Source organism: Streptococcus oralis SK610, assembly GCF_000257455.1.
Taxonomy (GTDB): domain Bacteria; phylum Bacillota; class Bacilli; order Lactobacillales; family Streptococcaceae; genus Streptococcus; species Streptococcus oralis_CB.
Genome location: NZ_AJKQ01000008.1, coordinates 79,116 through 105,311, shown reverse-complemented (window position 1 = coordinate 105,311; position 26,196 = coordinate 79,116). Strand labels below are relative to the sequence as shown.

At 39.5% G+C, this 26,196-nt stretch carries 30 protein-coding genes and 1 pseudogene; 18 read left to right on the top strand and 13 right to left on the bottom strand.

Features of this window, described 5'->3' with window-relative positions; all coding sequences use genetic code 11:
* Window positions 1-149 precede the first annotated feature (149 nt).
* The 9 genes and pseudogenes from uvrB to HMPREF1115_RS05185 all read left to right on the top strand — a co-directional run bounded on the left by uvrB (window position 150) and on the right by HMPREF1115_RS05185 (window position 7,589).
* Window positions 150-2,138: an excinuclease ABC subunit UvrB gene (uvrB, locus tag HMPREF1115_RS05225; RefSeq protein ID WP_000610413.1), complete on the top strand. Its 1,989-nt coding sequence runs from the start codon at window positions 150-152 to the stop codon at window positions 2,136-2,138.
* Window positions 2,139-2,179: 41 nt separating this feature from the next.
* The gene (locus HMPREF1115_RS05220) at window positions 2,180-3,217 is read left to right on the top strand and encodes an acyltransferase (protein ID WP_000125533.1); all 1,038 of its coding nucleotides are present in this window, start codon (window positions 2,180-2,182) and stop codon (window positions 3,215-3,217) included.
* Window positions 3,218-3,296: 79 nt separating this feature from the next.
* Window positions 3,297-3,497: pseudogene (locus HMPREF1115_RS12350) on the top strand (UvrB/UvrC motif-containing protein); the annotation flags it as partial.
* A 14-nt stretch (window positions 3,498-3,511) separates the two neighbouring features.
* Window positions 3,512-4,138, top strand: coding sequence for an NAD(P)H-dependent oxidoreductase (locus HMPREF1115_RS05210; RefSeq protein ID WP_000699278.1), 627 nt, complete (start codon window positions 3,512-3,514; stop codon window positions 4,136-4,138).
* 40 nt (window positions 4,139-4,178) lie between these two features.
* Window positions 4,179-5,048 carry a hypothetical protein gene (locus HMPREF1115_RS05205; RefSeq protein ID WP_000709954.1) on the top strand — a complete coding sequence of 290 codons (870 nt, stop codon included), beginning with the start codon at window positions 4,179-4,181 and terminating at the stop codon, window positions 5,046-5,048.
* A gap of 72 nt (window positions 5,049-5,120) precedes the next feature.
* Window positions 5,121-5,624 carry a hypothetical protein gene (locus HMPREF1115_RS05200; RefSeq protein ID WP_001049349.1) on the top strand — a complete coding sequence of 168 codons (504 nt, stop codon included), beginning with the start codon at window positions 5,121-5,123 and terminating at the stop codon, window positions 5,622-5,624.
* Window positions 5,625-6,119: 495 nt separating this feature from the next.
* Entirely contained in the window at window positions 6,120-6,677 is a 558-nt protein-coding gene (locus tag HMPREF1115_RS05195; protein WP_000439990.1) for a hypothetical protein, read from the top strand.
* A complete protein-coding gene (locus HMPREF1115_RS05190) occupies window positions 6,655-7,098 on the top strand; it encodes a hypothetical protein (protein WP_000159693.1) in 444 nt (147 codons plus the stop codon). The genes HMPREF1115_RS05195 and HMPREF1115_RS05190 overlap by 23 nt, the downstream gene beginning before the upstream one ends.
* 23 nt (window positions 7,099-7,121) lie before the next feature.
* Complete coding sequence (locus HMPREF1115_RS05185) at window positions 7,122-7,589, top strand: 8-oxo-dGTP diphosphatase (RefSeq protein ID WP_000085294.1); 468 nt, start codon at window positions 7,122-7,124, stop codon at window positions 7,587-7,589.
* Here the strand turns inward: HMPREF1115_RS05185 and HMPREF1115_RS05180 are convergent.
* Both HMPREF1115_RS05180 and HMPREF1115_RS05175 read right to left on the bottom strand, forming a co-directional pair.
* Window positions 7,586-8,101 (bottom strand): transcription repressor NadR, encoded by a 516-nt coding sequence (locus HMPREF1115_RS05180; RefSeq protein WP_000159159.1) that lies wholly within the window; start codon window positions 8,099-8,101, stop codon window positions 7,586-7,588. The two genes, HMPREF1115_RS05185 and HMPREF1115_RS05180, sit on opposite strands and share 4 nt — an antisense overlap.
* Window positions 8,102-8,112: 11 nt before the next feature.
* Entirely contained in the window at window positions 8,113-8,640 is a 528-nt protein-coding gene (locus HMPREF1115_RS05175) for an ECF transporter S component (RefSeq protein ID WP_000354644.1), read from the bottom strand.
* Window positions 8,641-8,775: 135 nt separating this feature from the next.
* On the opposite strand from HMPREF1115_RS05175, the gene HMPREF1115_RS05170 reads away from it, so the two are divergent.
* Entirely contained in the window at window positions 8,776-9,135 is a 360-nt protein-coding gene (locus tag HMPREF1115_RS05170) for a hypothetical protein (protein WP_000600203.1), read from the top strand.
* A gap of 41 nt (window positions 9,136-9,176) precedes the next feature.
* Here the strand turns inward: HMPREF1115_RS05170 and HMPREF1115_RS05165 are convergent, their stop codons facing one another.
* Genes HMPREF1115_RS05165 through coaB form a run of 3 tightly spaced genes read right to left on the bottom strand, consistent with a single transcriptional unit; the run spans window position 9,177 to window position 10,976 of the window.
* Window positions 9,177-9,740 carry an ECF transporter S component gene (locus tag HMPREF1115_RS05165; protein WP_001042715.1) on the bottom strand — a complete coding sequence of 188 codons (564 nt, stop codon included), beginning with the start codon at window positions 9,738-9,740 and terminating at the stop codon, window positions 9,177-9,179.
* Window positions 9,724-10,275: a phosphopantothenoylcysteine decarboxylase gene (gene coaC, locus HMPREF1115_RS05160; protein WP_001274055.1), complete on the bottom strand. Its 552-nt coding sequence runs from the start codon at window positions 10,273-10,275 to the stop codon at window positions 9,724-9,726. The genes HMPREF1115_RS05165 and coaC overlap by 17 nt, the downstream gene beginning before the upstream one ends.
* An 11-nt stretch (window positions 10,276-10,286) precedes the next feature.
* Complete coding sequence (coaB, locus tag HMPREF1115_RS05155; RefSeq protein ID WP_000699481.1) at window positions 10,287-10,976, bottom strand: phosphopantothenate--cysteine ligase; 690 nt, start codon at window positions 10,974-10,976, stop codon at window positions 10,287-10,289.
* 228 nt (window positions 10,977-11,204) lie between these two features.
* On the opposite strand from coaB, the gene HMPREF1115_RS05150 reads away from it, so the two are divergent.
* From HMPREF1115_RS05150 to radC, 3 genes are all read left to right on the top strand, one after another.
* On the top strand, window positions 11,205-12,875 hold the full coding sequence (locus HMPREF1115_RS05150; protein ID WP_000845242.1) for a formate--tetrahydrofolate ligase: 1,671 nt from the start codon (window positions 11,205-11,207) through the stop codon (window positions 12,873-12,875).
* A gap of 182 nt (window positions 12,876-13,057) precedes the next feature.
* On the top strand, window positions 13,058-15,349 hold the full coding sequence (gene pcrA / locus HMPREF1115_RS05145) for a DNA helicase PcrA (protein ID WP_000992896.1): 2,292 nt from the start codon (window positions 13,058-13,060) through the stop codon (window positions 15,347-15,349).
* Window positions 15,350-15,391: 42 nt separating this feature from the next.
* Window positions 15,392-16,072, top strand: a complete 681-nt coding sequence (radC, locus tag HMPREF1115_RS05140) for a RadC family protein (RefSeq protein WP_000286937.1) — start codon at window positions 15,392-15,394, stop codon at window positions 16,070-16,072.
* A 14-nt stretch (window positions 16,073-16,086) separates the two neighbouring features.
* On the opposite strand, the gene HMPREF1115_RS0102065 is transcribed toward radC, so the two are convergent.
* The 8 genes from HMPREF1115_RS0102065 to HMPREF1115_RS05105 form a co-directional block, all read right to left on the bottom strand.
* The gene (locus tag HMPREF1115_RS0102065; RefSeq protein ID WP_001002681.1) at window positions 16,087-16,575 is read right to left on the bottom strand and encodes a hypothetical protein; all 489 of its coding nucleotides are present in this window, start codon (window positions 16,573-16,575) and stop codon (window positions 16,087-16,089) included.
* A gap of 24 nt (window positions 16,576-16,599) precedes the next feature.
* Window positions 16,600-17,289 (bottom strand): gamma-glutamyl-gamma-aminobutyrate hydrolase family protein, encoded by a 690-nt coding sequence (locus HMPREF1115_RS05135; RefSeq protein ID WP_000743311.1) that lies wholly within the window; start codon window positions 17,287-17,289, stop codon window positions 16,600-16,602.
* A 15-nt stretch (window positions 17,290-17,304) separates the two neighbouring features.
* Window positions 17,305-17,946 (bottom strand): redox-sensing transcriptional repressor Rex, encoded by a 642-nt coding sequence (locus tag HMPREF1115_RS05130; protein ID WP_000653409.1) that lies wholly within the window; start codon window positions 17,944-17,946, stop codon window positions 17,305-17,307.
* 82 nt (window positions 17,947-18,028) lie between these two features.
* A complete protein-coding gene (locus tag HMPREF1115_RS05125) occupies window positions 18,029-18,244 on the bottom strand; it encodes a DUF4649 family protein (protein WP_000284479.1) in 216 nt (71 codons plus the stop codon).
* 6 nt (window positions 18,245-18,250) lie between these two features.
* Window positions 18,251-18,598, bottom strand: coding sequence for a DUF1831 domain-containing protein (locus HMPREF1115_RS05120; RefSeq protein WP_000863528.1), 348 nt, complete (start codon window positions 18,596-18,598; stop codon window positions 18,251-18,253).
* Window positions 18,599-18,602: 4 nt separating this feature from the next.
* Window positions 18,603-19,718: a cysteine desulfurase family protein gene (locus HMPREF1115_RS05115; RefSeq protein ID WP_000639678.1), complete on the bottom strand. Its 1,116-nt coding sequence runs from the start codon at window positions 19,716-19,718 to the stop codon at window positions 18,603-18,605.
* 9 nt (window positions 19,719-19,727) lie between these two features.
* Window positions 19,728-20,687 (bottom strand): ribose-phosphate diphosphokinase, encoded by a 960-nt coding sequence (locus HMPREF1115_RS05110; protein ID WP_001283844.1) that lies wholly within the window; start codon window positions 20,685-20,687, stop codon window positions 19,728-19,730.
* Between the two features lie 111 nt (window positions 20,688-20,798).
* Window positions 20,799-21,368 carry a CYTH domain-containing protein gene (locus HMPREF1115_RS05105; RefSeq protein WP_000681311.1) on the bottom strand — a complete coding sequence of 190 codons (570 nt, stop codon included), beginning with the start codon at window positions 21,366-21,368 and terminating at the stop codon, window positions 20,799-20,801.
* Window positions 21,369-21,496: 128 nt separating this feature from the next.
* On the opposite strand from HMPREF1115_RS05105, the gene HMPREF1115_RS05100 reads away from it, so the two are divergent.
* From HMPREF1115_RS05100 to mutY, 5 genes are all read left to right on the top strand, one after another.
* Window positions 21,497-22,168 carry a GTP diphosphokinase gene (locus HMPREF1115_RS05100; protein ID WP_000151556.1) on the top strand — a complete coding sequence of 224 codons (672 nt, stop codon included), beginning with the start codon at window positions 21,497-21,499 and terminating at the stop codon, window positions 22,166-22,168.
* Complete coding sequence (locus HMPREF1115_RS05095) at window positions 22,152-22,970, top strand: NAD kinase (protein WP_000799063.1); 819 nt, start codon at window positions 22,152-22,154, stop codon at window positions 22,968-22,970. The genes HMPREF1115_RS05100 and HMPREF1115_RS05095 overlap by 17 nt, the downstream gene beginning before the upstream one ends.
* The gene (locus HMPREF1115_RS05090) at window positions 22,967-23,863 is read left to right on the top strand and encodes an RluA family pseudouridine synthase (RefSeq protein WP_001210019.1); all 897 of its coding nucleotides are present in this window, start codon (window positions 22,967-22,969) and stop codon (window positions 23,861-23,863) included. The genes HMPREF1115_RS05095 and HMPREF1115_RS05090 overlap by 4 nt, the downstream gene beginning before the upstream one ends.
* A 43-nt stretch (window positions 23,864-23,906) precedes the next feature.
* Window positions 23,907-24,881, top strand: coding sequence for a phosphate acetyltransferase (gene pta, locus HMPREF1115_RS05085; protein WP_000451588.1), 975 nt, complete (start codon window positions 23,907-23,909; stop codon window positions 24,879-24,881).
* 82 nt (window positions 24,882-24,963) lie between these two features.
* The gene (gene mutY / locus HMPREF1115_RS05080; RefSeq protein WP_000886135.1) at window positions 24,964-26,124 is read left to right on the top strand and encodes an A/G-specific adenine glycosylase; all 1,161 of its coding nucleotides are present in this window, start codon (window positions 24,964-24,966) and stop codon (window positions 26,122-26,124) included.
* Window positions 26,125-26,196 lie beyond the last annotated feature (72 nt).

Below are 26,196 nucleotides of genomic sequence, written 5' to 3'. Positions count from 1 at the left end.
TATATCAGAAAATGAATGAAAAGGCAAATTTTAGGAATTTTATGTAAGAAAATGTAACATGAAATCCTCGCTCTTATCAACTTAGAGTAGAGTCTGAAAAGTAAATTTATGGTAAAATAGAAGGATAGAAAAATGCAGACGAGGCAATCATGATTAATCGAATTACAGATAATAAATTTAAACTAGTATCAAAATACCAACCTTCAGGAGATCAACCCCAAGCGATTGAGCAGTTGGTCGATAATATCGAGGGTGGTGAGAAGGCTCAAATTCTGATGGGGGCGACGGGTACAGGGAAGACCTATACCATGAGTCAGGTCATTTCCAAAGTCAATAAACCAACTTTGGTCATTGCCCACAATAAGACTCTGGCTGGTCAGCTCTATGGAGAATTTAAGGAATTTTTCCCTGAAAATGCTGTTGAGTACTTCGTATCCTACTATGACTATTACCAACCAGAGGCCTATGTCCCTTCTAGCGATACCTATATTGAGAAGGATAGCTCGGTCAATGATGAGATTGACAAGCTTCGACACTCAGCGACTTCAGCCCTTTTAGAGCGTAACGATGTCATCGTCGTGGCTTCAGTCTCTTGTATCTATGGTTTGGGTTCGCCAAAGGAATATTCTGATAGTGTTGTTAGTCTTCGTCCAGGTCTGGAGATTTCTCGTGATAAACTCTTGAATGACTTGGTTGATATTCAGTTTGAACGCAATGATATTGACTTTCAACGGGGAAGATTTCGCGTTCGTGGGGATGTTGTGGAGATTTTCCCAGCTTCCCGAGATGAACACGCTTTTCGAGTGGAGTTCTTTGGGGATGAGATTGACCGTATCCGTGAAGTTGAGGCTTTGACAGGTCAGGTATTGGGAGAAGTAGATCATCTGGCGATTTTCCCAGCCACTCACTTTGTGACCAATGATGACCATATGGAAGTTGCTATTGCCAAGATTCAGGCAGAGTTGGAGGAGCAGTTAGCTGTCTTTGAAAAGGAAGGCAAACTGTTAGAAGCTCAGCGTTTGAAACAGCGAACAGAGTACGATATCGAAATGCTGCGTGAGATGGGTTATACCAACGGTGTTGAAAACTATTCTCGCCACATGGATGGTCGTAGCGAAGGAGAACCTCCTTATACGCTTCTCGACTTCTTCCCAGATGATTTCTTGATTATGATTGATGAAAGTCACATGACCATGGGACAGATTAAGGGCATGTACAATGGAGACCGTTCTCGTAAGGAAATGCTGGTCAATTATGGTTTCCGTTTGCCGTCAGCCTTGGACAATCGTCCTCTCCGCCGTGAGGAGTTTGAAAGTCATGTGCACCAGATTGTTTACGTTTCAGCGACACCTGGTGACTATGAAAATGAACAGACCGAGACAGTGATCGAGCAAATCATTCGTCCGACTGGGCTTCTAGATCCTGAAGTGGAAGTCCGTCCAACTATGGGACAGATTGATGACCTTTTAGGTGAAATCAATGCCCGTGTTGAGAAGAATGAACGGACCTTTATCACAACCTTGACCAAGAAAATGGCAGAAGACTTGACCGACTACTTCAAAGAAATGGGCATTAAGGTCAAGTACATGCATTCGGATATCAAGACCTTGGAACGGACGGAGATTATCCGTGATCTGCGCTTGGGTGTCTTTGATGTCTTAGTCGGAATCAATCTGCTCCGTGAAGGGATTGACGTTCCAGAGGTAAGCTTGGTTGCCATTCTCGATGCTGATAAGGAAGGTTTCCTTCGTAATGAACGTGGACTCATCCAGACTATTGGACGTGCTGCCCGTAATAGCGAAGGGCATGTTATCATGTACGCTGATACCATGACTCAGTCTATGCAACGTGCCATTGATGAAACGGCTCGTCGTCGGAAAATCCAGATGGCCTATAATGAAGAACATGGTATTGTACCTCAGACAATCAAGAAAGAAATCCGTGACCTGATTGCCGTAACCAAGGCAGTTGCCAAGGAAGAGGACAAGGAAGTCGATATCAATAGCCTCAACAAACAAGAACGCAAAGAACTCGTCAAGAAACTAGAGAAACAAATGCAAGAAGCTGTTGAAGTACTTGACTTTGAACTCGCAGCTCAGATACGTGATATGATGCTAGAAGTGAAGGCGCTAAACTGATAGAAAGTATAAAGAAATAGAAATATATAGAAAGACATAATATGACAGCAAAAAAAACTAAACACATAGGCATTGAATGTTGTAGAATTTTCGCTATGTTGATGATTTGCAACTTACATGTTTTGGGTATGGGAGGAATTTTGGAGAAAGTTGATAGTCAAAAAGATCTTTACTATATTTTTGCAAATTTTTTAGAAGCTTTCTCATATTCAGCTGTAAATATTTATATTTTAATCAGTGGGTATGTCGGTCTTTATTCACAATTTAGTTATAAAAAAATGTTTAGTTTTTGGATACAGATTATTTTCTATACTATTTCAATTACTTTTGTATTTGCTATTTTTTCGAAATCATCTGTTAACTTAAGTGATTGGTTTTCAGCTTTAACTCCAATAAGTCATGGACAGTATTGGTATATGAGTTGCTATTTTGGTTTAGTCTTAATAGCACCATTTTTGAATCAAGCAGTGCTGACATTGAAGAACGAACAATTGTTTCCAATTGTTAGTGGAGCATTTATATACTTTTCTGTCATACCTACAGTATTTAAACAAGATATTCTGGGCTTGTGGGGTGGATATAGTGTATTATGGATGATTCTTTTGTACACTATAGGAGCAATAATTAGAAAATCAAATTACGAAAGTCGTTTTCAAATACGTTATGTTATTGGATTTATTTTATTTCTAACTAGTTTAACTTTTATATTGTGCTGGCTTGGTTTTGAACAGTGGAGAAGTTATATTTCTCCTACGGTCACACTGCAAGGAATAGCAATATTTTTATTCTTCTTGAATATTAAAGATATTCCCTTAACTTTTAAGAGACTAGTTCTTTTAATATCTCCACTAACTTTGGGGGTTTATCTGTTTCATGTACATCCTCTTATTTTTAGAAGAATTATACCAAACATTTATACTTTAGTTGGAGAACAAGAATTTTTTATGTTTGTTATTATGATTCTAGTTATGACACTGGCCCTGTTCTTTTCTGGCGCTATGATTGAGTATTTTAGAAATAAATTAATGGCGTATATTCTTACTTTAATAAAGAGTGTTAAAAATCTTAAACAGACTTAAAACTTTATTGTCTTATTAAAATAGGAGCAAGAGGCATTAAAATATACACTTCACTGAGAACTTAAGGTTTACTGAACTTATCCTTGATCTAATCGCCGTAACTAAGGCAGTTTCCAAAGAAGAGGACAAGGAAGTCGATATCAATAGCCTCAACAAACAAGAGCGCAAGGAACTCGTTAAAAAACTCGAAAAACAAATGCAAGAAGCCGTCGAAGTGCTTGACTTTGAACTGGCAGCTCAGATACGTGATATGATGTTGGAAGTGAAGGCGTTGGATTAGATAGGAGAGAACGAATGAAAATTTTAGTCATTAATGGACATCCTGACAAGGGCAGTTTCTGTCAAGAAATTTTTCGAACGATTGTAGAAAATATTGACTCAAATCATCATGAGCTTGAATCTATTAATCTAAATGAGATAGATTTTGATCCCGTATTACGTTATGGTTATCGAAAACGGATGGAAGAGGACTCCTTCATACTTCGCTCTCAGGAATTAATTCAGTGGGCAGATCATTTCATTTTTGTTTATCCAATTTGGTGGAGTAGTATGCCTAGTTTATTGAAGGGGTGGATTGATCGTGTTTTCACGCCAGGAATTGCGTACTCTGCCAATAATCAAGGAAGTTTTATTTTAAACTACTTAAGGGGTCAGCAGTTTAAAAAGTTACTAAAAGGAAAAACAGCTAGTATTTACGCAACATCCATGGCACCAACATGGTGGTACAAAGTATTTTCAGGTCCTATCAATATTCCAGACAGTTATGGAATATCAGTATTAAAGAATGCTGTCCTGAATCATTGCGGTATTAAAACAAAGAAAGTTTCAATTTTGGGTGAGTTAGGGCGTGAGGTGAATACAAATTCTACAAGACAAAAATATCTTCAAAAAGTAGCTGAGGAAGTCAAGGTGTTGGATTAGTGAAATAAATTTAAATATGTTTATCTAGGAGAATGTAGTAATGAAAAAAGCATTAGTGTTGAATTTCAGTTTTATCGCAATTATCCTCTCAGCCTGTTTTCTGAGTTTTGTAGTCATTTTAGTAGCTACCTTTCATACTACTTTTTCTGGACCAAATCAAAAAGACATTGAGGCAGCAGCGAGCAGAACACTGAAATTATATGGTTTTAAAGGTGATGTGAAGGTTACGAAGTTTTCTAGATATAGATGGCCTTCTGAAGATTATGAAATTGAATATGATTATACTGAAGAAGTTAGTGGTAGGAAGATTACTGTAAGTGACAGTTTAATTTATTTTCCTAAATCTCCAGGAAATTCTAGACGGACGAGTGAAGAACTAGCCTACGATGGAACTATTGAAACGATGTTACATCAATTTTCACATATAGCAGATCAGCTACTAAACCAGAATCCTGTCAGTGTTTCTAACAAAGAAAAGGTAGAGAGTTTTTTCAAGCAATATGAAAATCCCAATTTGGAATTCGTAAGTAGTTACTGGAGTGTCGATACTGAATCTGACAATATCCAAGACTATTATGCCCTCATCGAAAAGAACCATAAGGAAGGAAAAGCTTTTCAAGGTTTATATGACCTCCCTATTGATGAATTTCTGGAAAAAGGAATTATTAAAGGAAGTGTTAGATATAAAGACACTCTTTTAGAAGAGGGTGAGAAAGATTATTTCGATAGTGAAGGTGGACTGACAGGATTTATTTCAAATGGGATCGAAAATGCTGAGTTGCCAGATACCTTTTATGAGGTTTCTTACTACTATGGTGCTAAAGGATATCGTTCAGGTAGTGGTGTTTCTTTAAAGATTCAGAATCATAAACTGATAAGTTACGAAAAGAACAGAATTAAGAAATTTTAAATCTTAAAATTTAACTTTGAACCTATACCACCTATACGTTTTAGAAAATATTTTTAATAGAAAGAAGTTATTATGAATTTGAAAGAGAAGAATTATAAGAAATCATCAGGGTTAGATTCTGTTCGTTTTTGGTTACAAGGTCATCGATTTGTCAAATTTATGCTTGATATGTTCTTTTATATCAGCTTGTTCCTAGTTATAGAATTTACAACATCACAGAACAAAAGCATTCCAGCTGATTTTCGGTACAGAGAACTCTTATTTCCTTTGCAATTGAATCTTTTTATCTTGGGTAATAGGTTTTATGCTCTCTTTTTGTCAGTGAAAACTGAAAAAGAAAGGACTCTTAAAAGATTTTGTGAACCCTTTATTTATATCAATATCCTTAGCTTCATTTTTCAACTGATTGGTGTGAGAAAAAGAGGAAGAGTCGTTCTGTCACCTTTGTTTTCACTGGAGTCATCCTATATCTGGTTTCCTATTGTCATCTACCTTCTAGTCTTGATGTTAACTTTGGCAATCTTCTTTCTCTCTAAAGGCTCAAAAAAAGGAGTAGATGAAAATGAAGATGAGTAGGCAAATGAAGTACAAGACAAAAGAAAAGCCTTCTTGGACTAAGAGGATTTTTCTTTGGATGGAAAGGCACAGAAGGATTGGTCAACTTTTGGATACGAGTGTATTATTTGGATCTATGTTTGTATCATTTCTTGCCGCCTCTTACATTAGTTACCTATTACCGAACATAAACTATCTTTCCCCCTTAAGCTTCAATCTTATCCTTCTGATCTTATCAACCTATTTCCTTGTCTTTCGTTTTAGTAGTGATAAACTTCAGAAATGGCGTTACTTTTCATGGGGATTTATTGGGTTCAATGGTCTTCTTTTTCCCTTTCATCTCTTGGTAGGTCTGAATTGGCTAGGACGTCGTAAGTCAACGAATTTCCCTCCCATAATTTCTATGGATCCAGCCTATGTCTGGGTTCCTATTGTAAGTTATCTATTTTTCTTTTTCTTGGGGCTGGGCATTCTGCTTTTGATTATACGGATTGAAAAGAGAAGAAGGAGGCGCAAATGGAACGAAAGATTAAGAAACCAAAGAAGATCAAACAACAGAACAGACAAATGAGAAAAATCCAGAAAAAGTATTCTTTGATAGCTCACGTCCACTTGTGGATAGAAAGACATTCAAAGATTTCTTCTTTTATGGATGGTGGTATAATATTATTATCTATTTTTGGTATCATGTATGTATTGTTCGGGACGTCACTTATCCCGAAACCATATCAAGAAATGTCCTATCTCTTACCAATTATTATGAATTTTGTCTTTTTGGTGCACACACTCTATCAAGGTATTTTTAGAGATGGTTTTAGCAATAAGGCTTCAGTACAAGGATTTTTAGAAACTTTTCTATTCATAAACGGACCTATTTTTCTCCTCCACTTAATTGTTGGGGTGAAAGGGAGAAATGTTAAAAAAATTCCTTCCCTATTATCTATCGATTATCGCTACATCTGGCTTCCAATTACTACCTATCTAATCTTTTTCATCATTCCAGCGATATTAATGGTCATTTTGAAATATAAGGACAAAAAGAGGAATAATCATGACAAAAGAAAATCTAACTAAGTTAATTTCGTTTAAGACACTTTATTTGACTTTGCTGACCTTTGTGGTTCTTCATTTGGTGTTGCTGGTTTTTGGACTATCTTTTACGCCGATTTTGTGGAATAGTTGGTTTTTCATTCTTTGTTTGACCTTCCTAATCCATCCTTGGAGAATCTTTTATAGAACAAGAGATGCTAAATGGTATCACCTTATTTTTCAAATATTTAGTGGATTGGTGACATTTTACCTTCGGTTTGCAGCATTCTTTGTTTTATCAGTTATCTCGGATCCAGCCATCCCTATCAATATAGACTATCGCATACAAGATAAGGAAATCATCATTGCTAGAGGTTTTTTGGCCCGTACTACTTATGAACATCATGAATTGATCAATCCCTTTATCATGAAGTCAGAAGTAGAATATAACGAAGATACATTTTAATAACTTAGAAAGCGAGCAAATCTATGTCCCGTGCCCAAGCAACTATTTTAACCAACATCTGTCTGATTGAAGACCTCGAAACCCAGCGCGTGGTGATGCAGTATCGTTCACCCGAAAACAATCGCTGGTCTGGCTATGCCTTTCCAGGAGGACATGTTGAGAATGGCGAGGCTTTTGCCGAGTCTGTCATTCGTGAGATTTATGAAGAAACAGGTCTAACGATTCAGAATCCACAACTAGTCGGCATTAAAAACTGGCCCTTAGATACAGGTGGGCGCTACATCGTCGTTTGCTATAAAGCGACAGAGTTTACTGGAAATCTCCAATCTTCAGAAGAAGGAGAAGTATGTTGGGTGCAAAAAGACCAGATTCCAAACTTGGATCTGGCCTATGATATGTTGCCTTTGATGGAAATGATGGAAGCACCTGACAAGTCTGAGTTCTTCTATCGCCACCGTACAGAGGACGGCTGGGAAAAAGAAATTTTCTAGTCTTTTACTAAATAACCTAACTGATCCAAGGTCTCCTCGATATAGTGGAGGTCTTGTTGTGTCTCGGCTTCAACAAGGTGGTAATGGATGCCGTCTGTCAATTCAGAAAGGGGTCTAAAGTCTGAATTCTCGACTTGTTCCAGAAAGTGCTGGACATCTCGGCGGCAGGTGAGTTTGAGTAGGGTTTCAATTTCGCCATAAACGGGATGATCGATTAAGATATTTTGAACGCGTCCGCCATTATCTACAATAGCTAGAAGTTCCTGACCAATTTCTTCCAATTCATGTTTCACTTTAAAGAGTTTGTGAACGTAGGGGCTGGCATCATTTTCTTTGTAGATATAGCCACGATTGGTGGATAGGATAGGAGCTCCATCTGCTCGGAGAATAGCGATATCCTGTACAATGACTTGGCGCGTAACATGAAAGTGTTCAGCCAAGGTTTGACCATTGAGAGCTTTTGGTGCCTCTTTTAACAGTTTGAGAAGAGCTTGTTTGCGATCCTTTGTCATAGTTTTTCCTTTTAGCGACGTTTTCGAAGCACTTTATAGACAGCTAGTGCTAATGTATAGTCTACCATACTATGAACGATTGTGCCAAAACCAACTAGGACAAAGAGAACATAAAACATATTTTCAACATTTGTCCCTGAAGTAGCATAAAAGATGATACAAGCTATTACTTCAGCGATAGCATGAACAACACCCAAAACAAAGTTAAAAATCCAAGATGCCTTTGGTTTATCCAAGGTTTCAGGGAATTTTTTTAAGTACAAAGCTCCCAAAGTACCAAAAACGATGTGAGAGAAGGCACGAAGTACAATAACAGGCGGATAACCTGCCATCAGGAAACCAAGACTAGAAGCAATAATCACAAAAGCAGCCATCAAAGGCGAAAGAAACATGGCGATAAAGATGGGGATATGACTTCCCAAGGTGTAAGAAGCCGGTGGGATAACGATTTTAAAAGGCATAATGATTGGAATCAAAATCGCTATTGCAGTGAGTAGGGCAGTCATGGTCATAAACTGCGTTTTTTTTCGTATATCCATAAGAACCTCCATTTATCTGTATATACACAAGTATAGTACAATAAATCACCAATCAAGTCAAGAAGCATTATTGATTTTTCAGAAAAATTTGGTTAAAATGTGGTAAAGAATAATAGGAATTGAGGAGAAAATGTGATGATACTTTTTGTTTACCTAATCGTGGTAATCGTGATGATGTCAAAACAGGAAAAAGAAGGGAAAGTAGTCTCAGGTTGGACTCGTTTCCTAGTTTATAGTTTATTGGTCCTTTCGCTACTTTCTCTATTAGCAAGTAACCTGGCTGTTTCACTTTTTAGCCTCCCTTTATTAGGTTTTCTTTTGATGGCAGCAATACTCGAAATTGCTTATTTCGTCAGATTGGTGATTGCATTTGGTTTGATTTTACTATCACTAACCCTATATTTGGATAGCCAAAAAAGTCAGCAACCTACACCGCTTTCGCATCAACTCCTGCGCTTTGGCTTTCACATTCTATTGATGTTTCTCATGTTTTAAATGCTAAACTCCACCTTCAGGATGAAAGTGGAGTTGTTTTTTTATTTCTTCAAGGTTTCGAGACGGGGGACAATTGCTACTGTTAGAACGGCAGAAATGACAAGCTCGGCAATTGAGTTTGTAGAAATAACGGTTGCCAGGAGTTTTTGAATATTGCCGTCGAAGACATTTCCAAAAAGGAAGAAGATTCCCCCAAGAACAAAGACGGTGTTTGTAAGGGAACCGAGAGCACCAGCAAAGATGAGACCCGTTCTGTTTTTTAATAATTTATAAACCAAGAAAGGTGTCAGACCGATCAAAATGCGAGGGACAATAGCGATAATCGCAGAATAGATGTTTCCGTTCGGTACGAAAGGTGAGAAGAGGTAGCTGGTTGGTAGAATCGTAATCGTATTTACCGTTAAGCTTAGCAGTCCCATCAAAAAACCAAGTGTAACTCCAACGCGAGGACCATAGATGATACTAGCAATAATGACTGGAATATGAACGATAGTTGGTTTAATTGGAAATGGGAAAAGATTAAATAGGAGAGAGCTCAAAAAGTGGATAACGAGCATAACTGCAAAAAAGATAGCAATTGGAGCAATGTTAGAGCGTTTGTTCATCAAGGGTTTCCTTTATTCTTTCTAAAATAGTATTCAGGTCAGCTAGGGCGCCTTTGCCGTGATCGCCACAGGCTAGTAGAGATTCTTTTGGAGAGATAATCTGATAACCATAGGTCTCTAATGTTTTTAGATTAGCCTGAGTTGCTGGATGGTCATACATTTTTGTATTCATGGCTGGTGCGACTAACTTTTTGACATGTTCTGGCAAGGCAAGTGCTGTGCTTGTCACCATGTTGTCCGCAAATCCATGGGCTAACTTTGCGATGGTATTAGCAGTAGCAGGGGCTACGATAAAAAGATCAGTTCTTTTGCCTATTTCGATATGATTGACTTGATTAGGATAGGGTTCCTGCATGACATCAAGGTGGACAGGATTGTGAGAGAGGACCTGTAGTGTCAACGGTTGGATAAACTCTGTAGCAGCCTGAGTCATTATGACAGTGACATCATGGCCTTGTTTCTTCAAGGAACTAACTAGGTCAGCTGATTTATAGGAGGCAATGGAACCTGTCACTGCGATGAGAATATTTGCCATGGCTTTCCTTTCTATGAATCGTATGCTTGAATTTTTTCAAGAAGGAGGTTTGCTATTTCCTCTTTGGTTTGAACGGTTTGGAGTTGCTCTTTTTCAACAAAGATTGCTTGATGCTGATTCGCTGAGATTTGAGTCAGGTCATTTGCAATGATTAAGTCTGCTTGGTTCTTGACAAGACTCTGTCTAGCAACTTCAATAAGATGATGCTCAGTAACATCAACCAATAGTTTGAACCCAATCAGATGAATGGCAGGATTCCATTCCTTGACTAGAGAGATGATTTTTGGAGTCTTTTTAAGGAACAAAATCTGAACTTCATCAGTTGAAGAAATCTTAGCTTGATGATTCTGCTTGCTTAAAAATTCTTCTAAATTAGAGCTAGCCTGAACTTCATCAAGTCCCGTCATATAAACAGGAGTGTAGTCAGACACAGCCATTGAGTGGATTAAGACCTGATAATCCTTAACAAGTTCTAGCATTTCCACTAGAAGGTCGTTGGTATTATCAATTTCTCGAATGCTTAGGTTGGGATGAGCTTCTGGCTTCAGAGCTCGTTTTGTCGTTATTAAACAAACTTCATGCCCCGCAGCAAGCAAGGTCTCCGTGATGATTTTCCCCAAGCGACCTGTAGAATGGTTAGTAATAGAGCGGACCCTATCAATAGCTTCACTGGTACCGCCCGATGTGACTAAAATTTTCATAGCACTATTGTACACAAAAATAAACAGTAAGTAAAATGAAAGCGATAAAATTTTGCTAAAACAAAGCTACACTATAGTTTATAACTATAAAGCCATATAAAATTTTTCAAAGGGCTCTAAAAATCTTGAAATTCAGGATATTTACGAACGTTTAGAGAGTTTATGGATGTTAAAAATCTTGTTTTGTGTTATAATGAATTATCATATTAGAGGTTAGAGGAGTTTTGAATGAAAACAGATATTGAAATCGCACAGGGTATTGAGTTGAAACCAATCGTTGATGTTGTTGAGAAATTGGGTATTTCTTACGACGATTTGGAATTGTATGGAAAGTACAAGGCTAAGCTTAGCTTTGATAAAATTCGTGCAGTTGAGAGCAATCCAGTTGGAAAATTGATCTTGGTTACTGCTATTAACCCAACACCAGCGGGTGAAGGAAAGTCAACCATTACCATCGGTCTTGCTGATGCCTTAAACAAAATCGGCAAGAAAACCATGATTGCTATTCGCGAACCATCTCTTGGACCAGTAATGGGGATTAAGGGTGGTGCAGCCGGTGGTGGTTATGCCCAAGTGTTGCCAATGGAGGACATCAACCTTCACTTTACCGGGGATATGCATGCCATTACAACTGCTAACAATGCTCTTTCTGCCTTGATTGACAATCACTTGCACCAAGGAAATGAGCTGGGAATCGACCAACGTCGTATTCTCTGGAAACGTGTAGTGGACTTGAACGACCGCGCCCTTCGTCATGTGACCGTTGGACTTGGTGGTCCTCTAAACGGTATTCCTCGTGAGGATGGTTTTGATATTACCGTTGCTTCAGAAATCATGGCCATTCTTTGCTTGGCAACGGACATCGAGGACTTGAAACGTCGTTTGGCGAATATCGTTATTGGCTATCGTTACGATCGTACGCCAGTTTCTGTTGGTGATTTGCAGGTTGAGGGGGCTTTAGCATTGATTTTGAAAGATGCTATCAAACCGAACTTGGTTCAGACAATTTACGGTACACCTGCCTTTGTACATGGTGGTCCATTTGCCAATATCGCTCATGGATGTAACTCTGTTTTGGCAACAAGCACAGCCCTTCGCTTAGCGGACTACACAGTTACTGAAGCTGGTTTTGGTGCGGACCTTGGTGCTGAGAAATTCCTTGACATTAAGACACCAAACTTGCCAACATCTCCAGATGCAGTTGTCATCGTCGCAACCCTTCGTGCCCTTAAGATGAATGGTGGTGTAGCTAAAGATGCTTTGACAGAGGAAAATGTAGAAGCAGTTCGCGCAGGTTTTGCTAACTTGAAACGCCACGTTGAAAATATTCGTAAGTTTGGTATTCCAGCAGTTGTTGCGATTAATGAATTTGTCACTGATACAGAAGCTGAAATTGCAGCCTTGAAAGAACTTTGTGCTTCTATTGATGTGCCAGTTGAACTAGCAAGTGTCTGGGCTGATGGGGCAGAAGGTGGTGTAGCACTTGCCGAAACACTTGTCAAGACAATCTCTGAAAATCCAGCCAACTATACTCGTCTTTATGACAACGACCTTTCTGTCCAAGAAAAGATTGAAAAGATTGTTACTGAAATCTATCGCGGTACAAAAGTCAACTTTGAAAAGAAAGCTCAAACGCAAATCGCCCAAATCGTTCAGAATGGTTGGGACAAATTGCCAATCTGTATGGCTAAAACTCAGTACAGTTTCTCTGATAATCCAAATGCACTTGGAGCTCCAGAAAACTTTGAAATTACCATCCGTGAATTGGTACCCAAATTAGGTGCAGGCTTCATTGTTGCCCTAACTGGTGATGTTATGACCATGCCAGGACTTCCAAAACGTCCAGCCGCTCTTAATATGGATGTTGAAAGTGATGGAACGGTCCTAGGCTTGTTCTAGTAGTTTAATTTAATTCAAATGAGTTTGGAAATACTAACCAAGCTCATTTTTTTATCTAGATTTAAGGAGTTGTCTTCAGCTGATAATAGAGTTACTTTCTAGACGCAACCAGTCTAGGTAAAGATATTTTCCCTGATTTTTGATATAATAGAAACATTGACTTCAAGAGTAAGGAAGAGAAAATGAACGCATTATTGAATGGAATGAATGACCGTCAAGCTGAGGCGGTGCAAACGACAGAAGGTCCATTATTGATCATGGCGGGAGCTGGTTCTGGAAAGACTCGAGTTTTAACTCACAGAATCGCCTACTTGATTGATGAAAAGATGGTCAATCCTTGGAATATCTTGGCCATTACCTTTACCAATAAGGCAGCGCGTGAGATGAAGGAGCGTGCTTATGGCCTCAATCCAGCTACTCAGGACTGTCTGATTGCGACCTTTCACTCCATGTGTGTTCGTATTCTACGTCGCGATGCGGATCATATTGGTTATAATCGAAATTTCACTATTGTAGATCCAGGAGAGCAACGAACTCTCATGAAACGCATTCTCAAGCAATTAAACTTAGATCCGAAAAAATGGAATGAAAGAACCATTTTGGGGACTATTTCCAATGCTAAGAATGACTTGATTGATGATGTGGCTTATGCAGCTCAAGCTGGCGATATGTACACGCAAATCGTGGCTCAGTGTTACACAGCCTATCAAAAAGAGCTTCGTCAGTCTGAGTCCGTTGACTTTGACGACTTAATCATGCTGACCCTGCGTCTCTTTGATCAGAATCCTGACGTTCTGACCTACTATCAGCAGAAGTTCCAGTACATTCACGTTGATGAGTACCAAGATACCAACCATGCCCAGTACCAACTGGTCAAACTTTTGGCTTCACGCTTTAAAAATATCTGCGTGGTCGGTGATGCAGACCAATCTATCTACGGTTGGCGTGGTGCGGATATGCAGAATATCTTGGATTTTGAGAAAGATTACCCTAACGCCAAGGTTGTCTTGTTAGAAGAAAACTATCGTTCAACCAAAACCATTCTCCAAGCTGCCAATGATGTCATTAAAAATAATAAAAATCGTCGTCCTAAGAATCTCTGGACCCAGAATGCTGATGGGGAGCAGATTTTTTACTATCGTGCCAATGACGAGCAAGATGAGGCTGTTTTTGTAGCCAAAACCATTGATGAACTTGGTCGTAGCCAAAACTTTCTTCACAAGGATTTTGTAGTTCTTTATCGAACCAATGCGCAATCTCGTACTATTGAGGAAGCCCTGCTCAAGTCCAATATTCCTTATACTATGGTTGGAGGGACCAAGTTCTACAGCCGTAAGGAAATCCGTGACATTATTGCTTATCTGAATCTTATTGCTAATTTAAGTGACAATATCAGTTTTGAGCGTATTATCAACGAGCCTAAACGCGGAATTGGGCCAGGTACTGTTGAGAAAATTCGCGACTTTGCTAACCTACAAGAGATGTCCATGCTAGACGCTTCAGCCAATATCATGCTGTCTGGCATCAAAGGTAAAGCAGCCCAGTCTATCTGGGACTTTGCCAATATGATTTTGGATTTACGAGAGCAACTGGATCAATTAAGCATTACAGAATTGGTTGAGGCAGTTTTAGAAAAAACAGGTTATGTCGAGATTCTTAATACCCAAGCAACCTTGGAAAGCAAGGCTCGGGTTGAGAATATCGAAGAGTTCCTATCTGTTACCAAAAACTTTGACGACAATCCTGATAGCCAGGAAGAAGAAACTGGTTTGAACAAACTCAGTCGTTTCTTGAATGACTTGGCTTTGATTGCGGATACGGATTCAGGCAGTCAGGAGACATCAGAAGTGACCTTGATGACCTTGCACGCTGCTAAGGGACTTGAGTTTCCGGTTGTCTTTATCATCGGGATGGAGGAGAATGTCTTTCCGCTTAGCCGTGCGGCTGAAGATCCAGATGAGCTAGAAGAAGAACGCCGTTTGGCCTATGTAGGTATCACACGTGCAGAAAAGATTCTCTATCTGACCAATGCAAATTCTCGTCTGCTTTTTGGTCGTACCAGTTATAATCGTCCAACACGTTTCATCAATGAAATCAGTTCGGACCTGCTTGAGTATCAGGGCTTGGCTCGACCAACGAATACTAGCTTTAAGGCATCTTATAGCAGTGGCGGAGTGGCCTTTGGTCAAGGTATGAGCTTAGCCCAGGCCCTTCAAGAACGAAAACGCAATGCTGCGCCAAGCTCTATCCAGTCAAGTGGTCTTCCATTTGGACAGTTTGCAGCCGGAAATAAAAAAGATTCGACTGATACAAGTTGGTCCATTGGGGATATTGCTCTTCACAAGAAATGGGGAGAGGGAACGGTCCTAGAAGTTTCAGGTAGTGGAGATACTCAGGAATTGAAAATCAATTTCCCAGAAGTGGGGCTGAAAAAACTCTTAGCCAGTGTTGCCCCAATTGAGAAAAAACTCTAATTTTTCATCCTTCTCACGAATAATAAAGTGAGGAGGATTTTTATGTACAGTATTTCATTCCAAGAAGATTCACTCTTGCCTAGAGAAAGACTAGTTAAAGAAGGAGTAGAGGCTCTGAGTAATCAAGAATTACTAGCTATTCTGCTCAGAACCGGAACACGTCAGGCTAATGTATTTGAAATTGCTCAGAAAGTCTTGGATAGTCTTAACAGTCTAACTGATTTAAAGAAAATGACCCTGCAGGAATTGCAGAGTCTGTCTGGTATTGGACGGATTAAAGCCATTGAACTACAAGCAGTGATTGAACTGGGGCATCGTATTCATAAACATGAAACCCTTGAGATGGAAAGCATTCTCAGCAGTCAAAAGCTAGCCAAGAAAATGCAACAGGAACTTGGTGATAAAAAACAAGAGCACCTAGTGGCACTCTATCTCAATACTCAAAATCAAATCATTCATCAGCAGACCATTTTTATCGGCTCTGCGACACGTAGCATTGCTGAACCAAGGGAAATCCTTCACTATGCCCTCAAGCATCTGGCTACCTCTGTGATTCTCGTTCACAATCATCCATCTGGTGCTGTATCTCCTAGTCGAAACGACGACCATGTCACTAAGCTAGTCAAGGAAGCTTGCGAACTGATGGGAATTGTTTTCTTGGACCATTTGATTGTATCGCACTCGGATTACTTTAGTTACCGTGAAAAGACAGATTTGATTTAAGATTACACATGATCTTACTCAATCACTTTTAGAACATAGGAATCTACTTCTGTCATATTGATAACAGGAAGAGGTTTTATCGTGGGCACAAGTAAATTTTCTTGAACGATAAAGTTGACAATCGCATTGAAATCTTCGATTTTATAATATCTTTTTTTATGAATGAGAATATCTCTGTAAAAGTAAAGACTTGAATGAAATTTACTTTTTAGTTTGGCATCTGCCTTTTTACAAAATCGTTTTGCCTTTTTAGACATTTCTTTCAGCTGTTTTTCTTTTTCTTTTTGAGATAGTTTATCGAAATTCTCTTTATTCTTAGAAAAAGATTGGTAACTTTCCGCTGTTAAAAGTCTATAGAGATTAGAAAGATGAAAGCAAACTGTTATTTCTTTTTCATTATTTGATAAGAAAAGATTAGCTTCCTTTTCCTTATAAGATATGAAAACATTAGCTTCTATATCTCTCAAAATCTCATGAGTAGAAGGTATTTTAATTTCATTCATGTTTTAATAACCTATTTATAAGTCCTAGAGTTCGTTAACAACATAGTCAAATAGCGTTTTATCTTTGGGGCGATTTTCAAATAAAAATTCAGGATGCCATTGAACACCAAGATAAGGAAAGCCGTCCGTAGTTGTCACAGCCTCAATGATTCCATCTTTAGGATCATGTGCTACAACCTTAAGATTTGAAGCTAGATCTTTAATACTCTGGTGGTGGAAGGAGTTGATGTGAGAGATTTCTCCATAGATTTCTCGGAGAATGGTATCAGGTTCCGTTACGAGGCGTTGGGTCGTGTATTCGGCTGAACAGTCCTGCCAATGATCCTCGATATCTTGGTGTAGCGTGCCTCCCATGGCGACATTGAAAAGTTGAGTACCCCGACAAACAGAGAAAATTGGTTTCTTTTGCTTAATCGCTTCTTTGATAAGTGCTAGTTCAAAAATATCTCTTTGAAGGTGGTAGTCATCACTATCAATAGCCTTTGGTTCACCATAGTATTTTGGATCAACATTTTGCCCACCCGTTAGGATGAGCTTATCAATGATACTGATGTAATAGGCAGCCATTTCTTGATCACCAATCGGTAGGATGATTGGAATTCCGCCAGCGTCCTTGACTCCTTCAACGAAGCCCTTTGCTGCATAGCTCATCATGATGTCATCATCTGGATGAGCTTTTTCATTTCCTGTAATCCCAATAACTGGTTTTTTCATAAATGCTTTCGCTTTCTAATCCTCTTTACGCATAAAATAGAGGAGGGTTTGGAGTTCGCTTGTCAAATCGACATACTGAACGACCACATCTTTTGGGAGGTGAAGGTGAACAGGGGAAAAACTGAGAATACCTTTTATACCTGCATCAACCAAAAGATTGGCAACTTCTTGTGATTTAACACTTGGAACTGTTAGGATAGCAGTTTTGACATCTGCTTCTTTGATTTTTTCTTTAATCTGTGAGATACCATAGATTGGAATTCCATCAGGTGTTTGGCTTCCAACTTCTGGATGGTCATCTAGGTCAAAGGCCATGATAATTTTCATCTTGTTACGCTCGTGGAAACGGTAGTGGAGAAGGGCATGGCCCATATTTCCAATCCCAACCAACATAACATTTGTAATTGAGTTATCATTTAGGAGATCAGCAAAAAAATTCATCAATTTTTTGACATCGTAACCAAAACCTCGACGACCTAGTTCACCAAAATAGGAAAAATCCCGACGAACGGTCGCAGAATCGATACCGATAGCCTCTGCAATTTGCTTGGAGTTGGCACGTTCGATTTTTTCTGCATGAAATCTCTTGAAAATTCGATAGTAAAGAGAGAGTCTTTTTGCTGTTGCTTTTGGAATAGCAGACTGTTTATCTTTCACAAAATCACAACCTTTCTATTCTTCTATTTTATAGAAACATTGTGAAAAAATCAACAAAAACAAGAAAAAACTAAGAAATTTCTTAGTTTTTAACTGAAAAATGAGCTTGTGATAGAAAACGGTAGAGATCGCCAACCAATCCTTGATAAATCACCTTATCATTCAGCGTTAAGGAGCTGATTAGGAGAGTATCAGGTAGGGTCACACAGCCTGATAGAGATAACATGAGCTCTTCGTAATCCTTATATTCAAGTGTACGCTCTACGTGATAGTTATCTTGATAGGTAAGTTGATACATAGTCAATTATCTTTCTTCTTTAGTGAAGATACCGCGTTCTACTAAACTGTCCATGAGGAAGTAGAATTTTTCTTGGTGAATATGGTGATCTTCTGATTTAAAGATATTCACCAAACGAAGGCCAGATTTGTCAGTGATGTTGAGTTTAGCACCTGTAAGGTCTTTATTGATGATGATTTTTAGGTTGAAACCTTCACCACTGTTGGGTACTTTTTCAAGTAGACGAGTTAGTTCGTAGTTTCCAACCTTTGTTTCAAAGAAAGTATTGTCTTTCAGTGTGAACTTTTTGACAGTTGGGCTAAGTGTGTAGTCGTAGCGGCAGTTTTGTAGTTTAATGGTTTTTTCGAATGCCATTAGATTAATCTCCAATAATATTTTTTAAGGTTTGTGCGAGTTGTTTCAGTTCCTCCTCAGTGTTAAGAGGAGAGAGACTGATACGGACAGATTCTTTCAAACGATGAGAATCTGGTCCATAAAATGCTTCAAGCACATGACTGGTTTGCACAATACCAGCAGTACAAGCTGAACCGGTAGAAATTGAAATTCCTTCAAGATCTAACCGGAGTAAGAGCAAATCATTTTTTTGATCAGGAAAGCCAATGTTGACAACATAAGGTAGTTGGTGCTTGCTTTCATTGAGATAGTAGTCGAGACCTGCAATTTCTTCTAAAAAAGTAGATTTAAGTGCGCTTAGTTTTTGGTAATGCTCAACTTGGTCATTTAAATCTTCTTTGAGAGCAGCGACCATGCCTACAATGGCAGCGAGGTTTTCTGTTCCGGCCCGTTTCTTTTGTTCTTGGTCCCCACCGTGAAGGTAGGAATCAAAGTCCATAGATGAAGCGTAGAGGAAACCAACTCCTTTTGGTCCATGGAATTTGTGGGCAGAAGCGCTGAGGAAATCAATTCCCAATTCCTCGGGATGGATAGGAATTTTTCCGATAGCTTGAACAGCATCAACATGATAAGCAGCAGGATGGTCTTTTAAAATATGTCCAATCTCAGCGATAGGTAAGAGACTTCCAGTTTCATTATTAGCATACATGGTGGAAACGAGAATGGTATCGTCACGTAAAGCTTCTTGAATCTGTTGAGCAGTTATTTCTTGATTTACTGGTTGGATGATGGTCGCTTCAAAGCCAAAATGTTGTACCAGGTAATCAATGGTTTCAAGCACAGAATGGTGTTCAATAGCTGTCGTGATGATATGTCTTCCACGATTTTGATGACGGAGACAATAGCCAATAATGGCTGTATTGTTACTTTCTGTACCGCCAGATGTAAAAAAGATATGTTGAGGTTTGGTTCCTAGTAAGTGGGCTAAGTCTTGACGAGCTTCTCGCAAGAGTTTGCCAGCCTGCCGACCATGACTATGAATACTAGAAGGATTACCATGAGTTTCTTGCATGACCTTGGTCATTTCAGAAATAGCTACTGCTGACATAGGAGTTGTAGCAGCATTGTCCAAATAAATCAAAGAATCACCTTATTTCTTTTTGTTGTAAGCAAAGAGTGGGCTGACTGGTTTTCTTTCATGGATGCGGACGATAGCATCACCGATTAACTCGCTAGCAGTAATGTAGCACACATTTTTCGGAGTTCTTTCTTTGGTTGCTACAGAGTCTGTCACAAGGATTTCTTTGATGTTTGTAGTGTCAAGAAGGTCTGCTGCACCTTCAACAAATAAACCGTGACTGGATACTGCATAAATCTCAGTTGCGCCTTCACGTTCAACGATTTTGGCTGCTTCAGAGAAAGTACGACCAGTATTTAGGATATCGTCAATCAAGATAGCTTTCTTGCCTTCAACATCCCCAATGATATAGCCTTCGTTACGATCAGAATCGTCTTGGGCATAGTCAATGATAGCGATAGGAGCATCAAGGTATTCAGCCAAACTACGAGCACGTTTAACACCAGAGTTCTTTGGACTAACAACAACAACATCAGAGCCAAGAAGTCCTTTATCACAGTAGTGCTTAGCAAATAGAGGAACAGTATAGAGATTGTCTACAGGAATATCAAAGAAACCTTGGACCTGAACAGCATGGAGGTCAAGCGTTAGAACACGGCTTACACCAGCTTTGACAAGCATATTGGCAACTAGTTTTGCAGTGAGGGGTTCGCGAGAAGAAGCGATACGATCCTGACGCGCATAACCAAAGTAAGGAAGGACAACGTTGATACTATGAGCACTTGCACGTACACAAGCGTCAACCATGATTAACAACTCCATCAAGTGGTTGCTAACAGGGTAGCTGGTTGACTGGATGATGTAGACGTCGTAACCACGGACACTTTCTTCAATGTTGACCTGGATTTCGCCGTCAGAAAATTGTCGAGAGGATAACTTCCCGAGAGGTACACCAACTGTATCCGCAATCTTTTGAGCGATTTCATGGTTAGAGTTTAGGGTGAAAAGTTTCATGTTGTTTCTATCTGACATTATAGACCGTCCTCTGTAAACTTTGTGAATCTTTTTTGAGAAAGCTTTGTTTTCCAAAGCCAGATTCTTTTATTTTTATCTTTTCTATTTTACCAAAAAAAGGAGATTATTTCAGCTTTTTTTCATGCTTTTAATAAAACGAATTAATTTTGATGGAGCTTTCTGATAAGTAATCTGATTTTCATCTAAAAATCTCTGAAAATCTGCTTTCCCTTTTTCATGGTCGGTGACTTCAAGCTCGAGTTCATAGTCCGTCTGGTCAAAGTAGTGACTTTCATCTAAGGCCATTAAGCCAATCTCAGTTTTCATTTCATAACGTAGAGTGGAAAGACAGCCTAGAACAAACCAGTCATGGCTTTCGATGCCAATCTTAGAGAGCTTCTCTAGAACGAGACCCTGAGGTAGTTTTTGTTTTTCTAGGTATGATTTAGCTTCTGGAAGAGTTAGTTTCTGGTTGTATTCCATATTTCCTACAGTTTGAGGCACTTTTAGGGTCAATTCTGCCCAATCTGAAAAGGTGCGAATGCGCATGGCAACCTTCTTTTCACGCAATTGGAAATCTGGTGTGTCAATGTAGTAGTTCTTCTGACGGACGGGTTGGATATGGGAAAACTGTTTTTTTAGATGATCATATTCCTCTTTTTTCAGAAGTGTTTTCAATTCTATTTCTAAATGTTTCATTTTTTCAACCTTTTCTATATCTTTGAAAGCGATTTATGGTATAATGGACAATGTATTTATTGTATACGAATGTACTGAAAAAATCAAAGATTTTCGACAGAGCAATCAAACATTACAAGGGAGAAAGTATGACCATAGAATGGGAAGAATTTTTAGATCCTTACATTCAGGCTGTAGGTGAGTTGAAGATCAAACTTCGGGGAATTCGCAAACAGTATCGTAAGCAAAACAAGCATTCTCCGATTGAGTTTGTAACGGGTCGTGTCAAACCGATTGAAAGTATTAAAGAAAAAATGGCTCGTCGAGGAATTACTTATGCAAGTCTAGAACATGATCTGCAAGATATTGCTGGTTTACGTGTCATGGTTCAGTTTGTTGATGACGTTAAAGAAGTAGTTGAGATTCTACGTAAACGCCAAGATATGAGAGTCGTTCAAGAACGAGATTATATCACTCATCGTAAGGCTTCAGGTTATCGTTCTTATCACGTGGTTGTCGAGTATACGGTTGATACGATCAACGGAGCGAAGACGATTTTGGCGGAAATTCAAATACGGACGTTAGCCATGAATTTCTGGGCTACGATAGAACACTCGCTCAATTATAAATACCAAGGTGATTTTCCAGAAGAAATCAGGACAAGATTGGAAATTACAGCGAAAATAGCTCATCAGCTAGATGAAGAAATGGGTAAGATTCGTGACGATATTCAGGAAGCGCAGGCTCTCTTTGATCCATTGAGCAGAAAATTAAATGACGGTGTAGGAAATAGTGACGATACAGATGAAGAATACAGGTAAACGAGTTGACCTCATAGCAAATAGAAAACCGCAAAGTCAGAAGGTTTTGCATGAGCTGAGGGAAAAACTCAAGAAACAACATTTTATACTGAACGATACCAATCCCGACATCGTCATTTCTATTGGTGGCGACGGGATGCTTTTGTCTGCCTTTCACAAGTATGAGAATCAGTTAGACAAGGTTCGATTTGTAGGTGTTCATACAGGACATTTGGGATTTTACACAGACTATCGTGATTTTGAGTTAGATCAGTTGGTGACCAATCTCCTACTCGACACTGGTGCCAAAGTTTCCTATCCTGTTTTGAATGTCAAGGTAACGCTTGAAAATGGAGAAGTGAAAATCTTCCGAGCTTTAAATGAAGCGAGTATCCGTCGATCAGACCGCACCATGGTTGCGGATATCATCATTAACCACGTTCCGTTCGAGCGATTTCGTGGAGATGGAGTGACTGTTTCAACGCCGACGGGAAGTACTGCCTACAACAAGTCCTTGGGTGGAGCTGTCTTGCATCCTACCATTGAAGCCTTGCAGTTGACGGAGATAGCGAGTCTTAACAACCGAGTCTATCGCACTTTGGGTTCATCGATCATTATTCCCAAAAAAGATAAGATTGAACTTTTGCCGACACGCAATGATTATCACACGATATCAGTCGATAACAGCGTCTATTCATTCCGTAATATCGAACGGATTGAGTATCAAATCGACCATCACAAGATTCACTTCGTAGCGACTCCAAGCCACACTAGTTTCTGGAATCGTGTCAAAGATGCCTTCATTGGCGAGGTGGATGAATGAGGTTCGAATTTATCGCAGATGAGCATGTCAAAGTCAAAACTTTCCTCAAGAAACACGAGGTTTCTAAGGGACTTTTGGCAAAGATTAAGTTCCGAGGAGGGTCTATTCTGGTCAATGGCCAACCTCAAAATGCGACTTATCTCTTAGATATTGGAGACAGGGTAACTATTGACATTCCAGCGGAGGAAGGGTTTGAGAGTCTTGAAGCAATTGAGCGTCCACTGGATGTTCTCTATGAGGATGACCATTTTCTGGTTTTGAATAAACCTTATGGAGTAGCTTCCATCCCCAGTGTCAATCATTCCAATACCATTGCGAATTTTATCAAGGGCTACTATGTTAAGCAAGAATATGAAAACCAGCAAGTTCACATCGTGACTAGGCTTGATAGAGATACATCTGGTTTGATGCTCTTTGCCAAGCACGGCTACGCTCATGCACGTTTAGACAAGCAGTTGCAACGAAAGTCTATCGAAAAACGTTATTTTGCACTTGTTAAAGGAGCTGGTGTCTTGGAGCCAGAGGGGGAGATTATTGCCCCGATTGCGCGTGATGAAGATTCTATTATCACAAGACGGGTTGCCAAAGGTGGGAAATACGCTCATACGTCTTACAAAGTTGTCGCGTCTTATGGAAATATTCACCTAGTTGATATTCGCCTGCATACTGGACGAACTCATCAGATCCGAGTGCATTTTTCTCACATCGGTTTTCCTCTTTTAGGAGACGATTTGTATGGTGGTAGTCTAGATGACGGTATCCAACGTCAAGCTCTGCATTGCCATTATTTATCTTTTTATCATCCCTTTCTAGAGCAAGATTTGCAGCTAGAAAGCCCCTTACCGGATGATTTCAGCAATCTTATTACTCAGCTATCAACTAATACTCTTTAAAATCTATTTGGAGTATAATTTATTTTCTTAAAGGAGAAAACTCATGGAAGTTTTTGAAAGTCTCAAAGCCAACCTGGTTGGCAAAAATGCTCGTATCGTTCTCCCTGAAGGGGAAGAGCCACGTATTCTTCAAGCGACAAAACGCTTGGTAAAAGAAACAGAAGTAATTCCTGTTTTGCTTGGAAACCCTGAAAAAATTAAAATTTATCTCGAAATCGAAGGGATTATGGATGGATATGAAGTGATTGATCCCCAACATTATTCTCAATTTGAAGAAATGGTTGCTGCTTTAGTAGAGCGTCGTAAGGGCAAAATGACTGAAGAAGAAGCGCGCAAAGTTTTGGTTGAAGATGTCAACTACTTTGGTGTGATGCTAGTATACTTGGGATTGGTTGACGGTATGGTGTCAGGAGCTATTCACTCAACTGCCTCAACAGTTCGCCCAGCCCTACAAATCATTAAAACTCGTCCAAACGTAACTCGTACTTCAGGTGCTTTCCTCATGGTTCGTGGTACGGAACGTTACCTATTTGGAGACTGTGCAATTAACATCAATCCAGATGCAGAAGCCTTGGCTGAAATTGCGATCAATTCAGCAATCACTGCTAAGATGTTTGGTATTGAACCTAAAATTGCTATGCTAAGTTATTCTACTAAAGGTTCAGGTTTTGGTGAAAGTGTTGATAAGGTAGTGGAAGCTACTAAAATTGCTCACGACTTGCGTCCTGATCTTGAGATTGATGGTGAATTGCAATTTGATGCTGCCTTTGTTCCTGAAACTGCAGCTCTAAAAGCTCCAGGAAGTAATGTAGCTGGTCAAGCAAATGTCTTTATCTTCCCAGGTATCGAAGCCGGAAATATCGGTTACAAGATGGCTGAACGTCTCGGTGGTTTTGCGGCTGTCGGACCTGTTTTGCAAGGTTTGAACAAACCTGTTAACGACCTTTCTCGTGGATGTAATGCAGATGATGTGTACAAGTTGACCCTTATCACAGCAGCTCAAGCAGTTCATCAATAAGATTTAGTCCTCTTTCCCATGGGAAGAGGCTTTTTAGTACTGAGAAAAGGACAGTTAGAAGCTTCTATGTTATACTAGATATATGTTAGATTTGAAAGAATACGGTATCGTCATGTGGCCGGAGGAGAAGATTATTTCTTTTCGTGAAAAACTCCTCAACTGGTATGATGAAAACAAGCGAGATTTACCTTGGCGGAGAAGTAAAAATCCTTATCACATCTGGGTATCTGAAATCATGCTTCAGCAGACCAGGGTGGATACAGTTATCCCATACTACGAACGATTCTTGGACTGGTTTCCAACTGTTGAAAGTCTGGCGAATGCCCCTGAAGAGCGTTTGCTGAAGGCTTGGGAGGGATTGGGTTATTATTCTCGAGTGCGCAATATGCAGACTGCAGCCCAGCAGATTATGGCTGACTTTGGTGGTCAATTTCCAAACACCTATGAAGGAATATCTCGCCTGAAAGGGATTGGCCCTTATACTGCGGGAGCTATTTCCAGTATCGCTTTTAATTTGCCTGAGCCAGCGGTCGATGGCAATGTCATGCGGGTTTTGGCACGCTTGTTTGAGGTTAATCATGATATCGGAGTTCCCAGCAATCGAAAGATTTTCCAAGCTATAATGGAAATCTTGATTGACCCAAAACGACCGGGTGACTTTAACCAAGCTCTGATGGATTTAGGTTCTGACATAGAGGCTCCGGTTAACCCTCGACCAGAAGAAAGCCCTGTTAAGGACTTTAGCGCAGCCTATCAGAACGGAACTATGGATGTATATCCGATTAAAGAACCCAAGAAAAAACCTCTCCCAATTTATCTTAAGGCTTTAGTTGTACGTAATGACCGTGGTCAATATCTACTTGAAAAAAATGAAAGCGAGAAACTGTTAGCCGGTTTTTGGCACTTCCCACTGATTGAAATTGACGGTTTCTCTAGCGATGATAATCAACTAGATCTCTTTTCACAAGTCAAAGAGGAAAGCAGAGCATTTGGACCAAGCCCTCAAGAAAACTTTGAGCAGGATTATGATTTAGAAGTGAATTGGTCCCAGCAAGTATTTGACCAGGTCAAGCATGTATTTAGTCATCGGAAATGGCATATTCAAATCCAAGCTGGTCAAGTGACGGAAACAAAACAGTTTTCGGACAGAGAAATTCGTTGGGTTTCCCCTCAGGAGTTTTCTGATTATCCACTTGCGAAACCTCAACAAAAAATTTGGCAGGCTTATAAAAACAACTCTTGAAGATGAAGGCTTACAGTAGCCATTTGTGCCTTCTTTGCATTTTTTTGTTATAATAGATAGAGAAAAGGTGAT